Source organism: Phocaeicola coprophilus DSM 18228 = JCM 13818, assembly GCF_000157915.1.
GTDB lineage: Bacteria > Bacteroidota > Bacteroidia > Bacteroidales > Bacteroidaceae > Phocaeicola > Phocaeicola coprophilus.
In genome coordinates this window covers 198100-205194 of record NZ_EQ973650.1, presented here as the reverse complement: position 1 = coordinate 205194, position 7095 = coordinate 198100, and the positions used below count along the sequence as shown (strand labels likewise).

The 7095-nt window shown below is 51.1% G+C and carries 6 protein-coding genes; 1 reads left to right on the top strand and 5 read right to left on the bottom strand.

The genetic code is table 11. The features are described from left to right. The first annotated feature begins 191 nt into the window (after positions 1-191). Entirely contained in the window at positions 192-677 is a 486-nt protein-coding gene (gene msrA, locus BACCOPRO_RS15280; RefSeq protein WP_008145027.1) for a peptide-methionine (S)-S-oxide reductase MsrA, read from the top strand. A 113-nt stretch (positions 678-790) separates the two neighbouring features. Here the strand turns inward: msrA and leuB are convergent, their stop codons facing one another. Genes leuB through BACCOPRO_RS15255 form a run of 5 tightly spaced genes read right to left on the bottom strand, consistent with a single transcriptional unit; the run spans position 791 to position 7003 of the window. Next, the gene (gene leuB / locus BACCOPRO_RS15275; RefSeq protein WP_022277939.1) at positions 791-1852 is read right to left on the bottom strand and encodes a 3-isopropylmalate dehydrogenase; all 1062 of its coding nucleotides are present in this window, start codon (positions 1850-1852) and stop codon (positions 791-793) included. Positions 1853-1900: 48 nt separating this feature from the next. After that, entirely contained in the window at positions 1901-3451 is a 1551-nt protein-coding gene (locus BACCOPRO_RS15270) for a hydroxymethylglutaryl-CoA lyase-like TIM-barrel protein (RefSeq protein ID WP_008145023.1), read from the bottom strand. 25 nt (positions 3452-3476) lie between these two features. Continuing rightward, complete coding sequence (gene leuD / locus BACCOPRO_RS15265) at positions 3477-4079, bottom strand: 3-isopropylmalate dehydratase small subunit (protein WP_008145021.1); 603 nt, start codon at positions 4077-4079, stop codon at positions 3477-3479. A gap of 28 nt (positions 4080-4107) precedes the next feature. After that, the gene (gene leuC, locus BACCOPRO_RS15260) at positions 4108-5502 is read right to left on the bottom strand and encodes a 3-isopropylmalate dehydratase large subunit (protein ID WP_008145019.1); all 1395 of its coding nucleotides are present in this window, start codon (positions 5500-5502) and stop codon (positions 4108-4110) included. Between the two features lie 4 nt (positions 5503-5506). After that, complete coding sequence (locus BACCOPRO_RS15255; protein WP_008145018.1) at positions 5507-7003, bottom strand: 2-isopropylmalate synthase; 1497 nt, start codon at positions 7001-7003, stop codon at positions 5507-5509. Between the last annotated feature and the right edge of the window lie 92 nt (positions 7004-7095).

Sequence of the window (7095 nt, the reverse complement as noted above, 5' to 3'; positions counted from 1 at the left end):
AGTTTCTTCATGTTCGGATCAGTTTGAAAATATTCATTCGGGAGGTAAAGATAACAGAATAATTTGCGAAGGGGCACGGATATTAAAAACTTTTTGTAAGTTTGAACAATCATTAGACCAAGGACTGTCCGTACGAACATTCCGTTCCGGCCGGCTGCAGTCCGCCGAACCAAACTAAAAAGACAACAAACATGAAACTGGAAAAAGCTATTTTCGCCTGCGGATGCTTCTGGGGAGCACAACATCAGTTTGAGCGGGCTAAAGGAGTGATCCGCTCTGAGGTAGGCTACATCGGAGGTGACAAAGAGAACCCGACGTATCAGGAAGTAAAGGCACACACCACAGGACATGCCGAAGCTACCCTCGTGGAATTTGATGCTGAAGAGACCACCTACACCGATTTGTGCAAACTGTTTTTTGAAATCCACGATCCGGCACAGATCGACGGACAAGGTCCGGACATCGGTCCGCAATACCGAAGCGAGATTTTCTACCTGAATGAAGCACAGAAGCAACAGGCTGAAGCCGTTATCGCCCTGCTGCGGGAAAAAGGATATGAAGTAAACACCCGGCTGACTCCGGCCACTGTTTTCTGGCCTGCCGAAGATTACCACCAGCATTATTATGACAAGACGGGAGGCGAACCTTACTGCCACATCCGCGTCAGAAAATTCTGAATCTCCCACCGGACTGCTTCCGGTTATCAGACTTTTTTTGCAGGCATCTGCCAGGGACTCCTCCCTCCAGATGCCTGCAATACTTTTCACAGACAGGAAACCGGCTGAAAAGATCAGGCCTTGCGGATGTAATCCACAATCCAGGCACCCACTTCCTTCGTACCATACTTGGCGCCGCCTTCCACCTGAATTTCAGGTGTACGCACGTTAGCGTCCAGTGAAGCGTCTACAGCCCGGCGGATCAGTGCGCCCTCTTCCTTACAGTCAAAATACTCAAACAGCATGGCAACCGACAGGATCTGAGCCAGCGGATTGGCAATATTCAGTCCTTTTGCCTGCGGCCAGGAGCCATGGATCGGTTCGAATACCGGAGTGCTTTCGCCCGTAGATGCCGAAGGAAGCAGTCCCATTGAGCCGCTGATCACGGAACCTTCATCGGTCAGAATGTCACCAAAAGTATTCTCCGTCACCATAACGTCGAAGAACTTCGGTTCCTGAATCATTTTCATGGCAGCATTGTCCACAAACATATAGTCGGTAGTCACTTCCGGATACTGCGGAGCCATTTCCTGCGCAATCTGACGCCACAGGCGTGAAGAAGCCAGCACGTTTGCTTTATCCACCACCGTCAGATGCTTGCGGCGCTTCATGGCATATTCGAATCCCACCTTCAGAATACGTTCAATCTCCGGACGCGTGTACATATTCGTATCGTATGCTTTGTCGTTATCCTGATATTTCTCCCCAAAATACATGCCGCCTGTCAGCTCGCGGATGCAGAGAAAATCAGCGCCGTCCACGAGTTCAGCCTTCAGCGGTGACTTATGCACCAGGCATTTGAACGTCTGTACCGGGCGGATATTGGCAAAGAGTCCCAACTTCTTGCGCATGGCCAGCAATCCCTGTTCGGGGCGGACCTTCGCCGTCGGATCGTTGTCAAACTTCGGATCACCCACAGCTGAAAAGAGAACGGCATCTGCCTGCTTGCACACCTGATAAGTTTCTTCGGGGAACGGATCTCCCACCTTATCAATGGCATCTGCACCGCAAATGGCATATTCATACGAAACCTTGTGGCCAAACTTCTCACAAACGGCCGTCATGACATCTACTCCCTGTACCGAAATCTCCGGTCCGATACCGTCACCGGCCAACACTGCTATCTTAAAATCCATCATCTTTTTTTATCGTTTAAAATGTTTGTACTCTATTTTGTATTCCCTTCATTCTGCCGGAACGGGATCTGCATAACCTTCTTCAATCATGTTCAGCATTTTCATGGTTGCCTTAATCGCAGCTTCCGTCTGGTCGGCGTCCAGTCCGCGCGTACGGAACTCACGGCCCTGATAACTCCAGGTAATGACCGTATGCACGAAAGCGTCCGTACGACCTCCGGGAGGAATCGTTACCGCATAGTTGACCAGCATCGGGAAAGTCCGTCCCAGCGTACCTTTATAGATCTTGCGGAGCGCCCGGACAAAGGCATCATACTGACCGTCACCGCTTGAACTTTCCTGAAAGACTCTTCCGTTGATATCAATGCTGAGTGTCGCCATAGGCTTCAGTCCCTGCGCCAGCGTCACGAAATAGCTGAGCAGACGTACACGGGCATTGGTTACATCGTGCTTCAGTACATCCGAAATGATGTAAGGAAGATCTTCCTGAGTCACCAGCTCCTTGCGGTCACCCAGCTCAATGATCCGGTCGGTTACCTTCTTCATCGACTCATCATCCAGCTCCAGTCCCAGCTGCTCCAGATTCTTCCGGATGTTTGCCTTTCCCGAAGTCTTGCCCAGTGCATACTCGCGGACACGGCCGAAACGTTCAGGCAGCAAGTCGTTACAATAGAGATTGTTCTTGTTGTCTCCGTCGGCATGTACTCCGGCCACCTGGGTAAACACACTGTTTCCCACAATGGGTTTGTTCGCCGGAATGACGACACCGGAATAAGATTCCACCACGCGGCTCACCTCGTTCAACCGGCTTTCGTCAATGTTTGTCACGGCATGGAAATGGTCTTTCAGGATCGCCTGCACGCTGGCCAGCGGAGCATTTCCCGCTCTTTCACCCAGACCGTTGATGGTGGTGTGCAGTCCTTTCACTCCGCTCAGCACGGCAGCCAGCACATTACTTACCGCCAGATCGTAGTCATTGTGCGCATGAAAGTCGAAATGCAGATCGGGATAACGCTTCTTCATCTTGCGCATATACTCGATAACCTGCAAAGGATTGAGCACACCCAGCGTATCAGGAAGCATGAACCGACGGATTCCACTGTCCTTCAGCCGATCGATAAGTCCAAAGACATATTCAGGCGAATCCTTGATGCCGTTACTCCAGTCTTCCAGATAGACATTGACTTCCATCCCCAACGTATGGGCATATTCCACAACCTGCAGAATGTCACCGGCATGCTCTTCAAGTGTCTTTTTCAGCTGATAGCGGCAATGTTTCACCGATCCTTTCGTCAGCAGATTGATCACCCGGCCTCCCGCCTGATGAATCCAGTCTGCTGAAACCCCACCGTCTACAAAGCCCAGCACTTCCACCCGCGACAGCAAATCATGACGGGCCGCCCAGTCGCAGATCATCCGGACTGCATTCAGCTCTCCGTCCGAGACACGTGCGGAAGCCACCTCTATGCGGTCAACCTTCAGATCTTCCAGCAGCATACGGGCAATCATCAGCTTTTCATGAGGCACGAACGATACGCCACTGGTCTGCTCACCGTCGCGCAGGGTGGTATCCATTATTTCTATTTTCGGATGGTTCATAGGCTTTTACATGAACCGGGCTGCCTTAAAGGCCGGCCCGGCGGTTTTCAAATTCTGCAATCTTATCTTTATTTTCAACCAGGAAGTCGATGTCGTCCAGACCATTCATCAGACAATGCTTCTTGTAGGCATTGATCTCGAAAGTCTCGCAACGTCCGGTTGCCTTGTTGGTCACTTTCTGTTCGGGAAGATTCACTTCCACTTCCGTCTTCGGATCGGTGGCAATACTGCGGAACAGCTCCTGCAGGAAATCTTCGCTCACCACCACCGGCAATACGAAGTTGTTCAACTCGTTGTTCTTGTGGATATCCGCAAAGAAACTGGAGATCACGACACGGAATCCATAGCCTGCAATGGCCCACGCCGCATGCTCACGGCTTGAACCGCTTCCGAAGTTTTTGCCTGCCACAAGAATGCATCCGCCATACAGGGGATTGTTCAACACAAAGTCCTTGTTCAGGGTTCCGTCGGCATTGTAGCGCCAGTCGCGGAACAGATTGTCGCCAAAGTATTTCTCTTCGCGGGTCGTTGCCTTCAGGAAACGGGCCGGAATGATCTGGTCGGTATCCACATTTTCCAAAGGAAGGGGCACACAGGTGCTTGTTATGATATTGAATTTCTGTTTCATTTGTTTTCGGATTAATAAGTATGCATCATTACATCAATTCACGGGGATCCGTAATTACTCCGGTCACGGCAGCAGCGGCAGCCGTCAACGGGCTGGCCAGCAAAGTGCGGGAACCGGGTCCCTGACGGCCTTCAAAGTTACGGTTGCTGGTAGAAACCGAATACTTTCCGGCAGGAATCTTGTCGTCGTTCATGGCCAGACAGGCTGAACATCCGGGCTGACGGATCTCGAAACCGGCTTCAGCCAATACCTTGTCGAGCCCTTCCTCACGGATCTGTGCGTCCACCATCCAGGAACCGGGAACCAGCCATGCGGTTACATGAGCTGCTTTCTTCCGGCCTTTCACCAGCGAAGCGAAGGCGCGGAAATCTTCGATACGGCCATTGGTACAGGCACCGAGGAAGACATAGTCAATCTTCTTGCCCAGCAAAGACTCGCCCGGCTGGAAGCCCATATACTGCATGGATTTGACGAAAGATGTTTTTTCCACTTCGCTCATGCCTTCCGTTGTCGGGATATGCGAAGTGACGGCCATGCCCATACCCGGATTGGTTCCATAGGTGATCATCGGCTGAATGTCGGCTGCATCGAAGCGCACTTCCTTGTCGAATACGGCATCGTCATCGCTCTTCAAGGTCTTCCAATAAGCTACCGCCTTGTCCCATTCCTCGCCTTTGGGTGCATATTCGCGTCCTTTGATGTACTCGAAAGTGACTTCATCCGGAGCGATCATACCGCCGCGGGCACCCATTTCGATCGAAAGGTTGCAGAGTGTCAGTCGTCCTTCCATAGTCAGGCTGCGGATGGCTTCGCCTGCATATTCCACGAAATAACCCGTAGCCCCGCTGGTGGTCATCTTCGACATCATGTAAAGCGCCACGTCCTTGGCCGTTACGCCTTTACCCAGCTGGCCGTCGATGGTAATACGCATGGTCTTCGGCCGTGCCTGAAGAATACACTGGGAAGCCATGACCATTTCCACTTCACTGGTTCCGATACCGAACGCCACAGCGCCCATCGCGCCGTGAGTGGAAGTATGGGAGTCCCCGCAGACAATGGTCATTCCCGGCAAAGTCAGTCCGCGTTCCGGACCTACCACGTGGATGATTCCGTTCCGCTTGTCCATCATTCCGAAGTGAGTCAGCCCGAAATCGGCCGCATTTTTGGCCAGGGCATCCACCTGTGCTTTCGAAACCGGATCCTCAATGGGCTTATCCTGATCGTGTGTCGGCGTGTTATGGTCGGGCATACAGTAGATACGCTCCGGACGGAAACACTTCAGGCCACGGGCACGCATCCCGGAAAAAGCCTGCGGACTGGTCACTTCATGACAATAAAGACGGTCAATATATAATTGTGTAGGGCCTTCTTTTACCTCCTGCACCACATGGGCATCCCAAATCTTGTCAAATAATGTATTCATGTTTTTATTTTCTGAATTTGTTGATACAATCAATATAAGCTTCCACGGAAGCAGCTATGATGTCGGTGTTGGCACCGAATCCGTAATACATCTGTCCGTCGTATTCCACCTGCATGTGTACTTTACCCACATCATCACTTCCCTTGCTGATGGCCTGGATCGTGAATTCCTTCAGGGTCATCTGACGCTTGATGATCTGTTTCACGGCCTTAATCGCAGCATCTACCGGACCGTTACCCGTAGCTGCGGCTTCAAAGTGTTCGCCGCTGATGTTCAGTCCCAGACTGGCCACCGAGCGCACTCCCACTCCACTGGTCACCTGAAGATATTCCAGTTTGATGTGATGGTTCACATTGCGGTCTGCACCTGCCAGCACCATAATGTCATCGTCCGTGATGTCTTTCTTCTTGTCGGCGAGCTTCAGGAAGTCCTCGTACACCTTGTCCAGTTTTTCCTGTGTCATCTCAAGCCCCAGTACATGCAGACGGTGCTTCAGCGCGGCACGTCCGCTGCGGGCAGTCAGTACGATGGCATTATCGTCAATACCGACATCCTTCGGATCAATAATCTCGTAAGTCTGTACATTCTTCAGCACACCGTCCTGATGGATACCGGAAGAATGGGCAAAGGCGTTACGGCCCACAATGGCCTTGTTCGGCTGGACAGGCATGTTCATCAGGCTGGATACCATACGGCTCGTTGAATAGATTTTCTGGGTATTGATGTTCGTATCGATGTCGATATCCTTGTGACAGCGAAGAATCATGGCCACTTCTTCCAGAGAAGTGTTTCCGGCACGTTCGCCGATACCGTTCATCGTAACTTCCACCTGACGCGCTCCGTTCAGCACACCGCTGATGGTGTTGGCAGTCGCCATTCCCAGGTCATTGTGACAGTGAGTGGAAAGAATTGCCTTGTCAATGCCGTCCACGTGTTCCATCAGGTATCTGATTTTCGCACCATATTCTTCCGGCAGACAGTAGCCCGTAGTATCCGGAATATTGACTACCGTGGCACCTGCCTTGATAACGGCTTCCACCACCCGGGCCAGGTATTCATTTTCGGTACGTCCTGCATCTTCCGCATAGAATTCAACGTCTTCCACATAACGCTTGGCGTATTTCACGGCAGCTACCGCACGCTCGATGATCTCTTCGCGGGTGGAATTGAACTTATACTTGATGTGGGAATCCGAGGTACCGATACCTGTATGGATCCGTTTATGCTTGGCAAACTTCAAGGCATCGGCCGCCACATCAATATCTTTCTGCACCGCACGGGTCAGCGCACAAATGGTCGGCCAGGTAACAGCCTTCGAAATTTCAATGACAGAATTGAAATCGCCCGGACTGGAAATCGGAAATCCAGCCTCAATAACATCTACTCCCAAAGCTTCCAACTGTTTGGCTACCTGAATCTTTTCTACCGTGTTCAACTGACATCCCGGTACTTGTTCACCATCTCTCAATGTGGTGTCGAAAATAAATAATCTGTCACTCATATATCTTCATTTTTATTTTTAATTACCGACTGATAAAGAAAAAGCCTTTCACACCGGGAAGTGAGAAAGGCTTTTTCCTATTTTGACTGCAA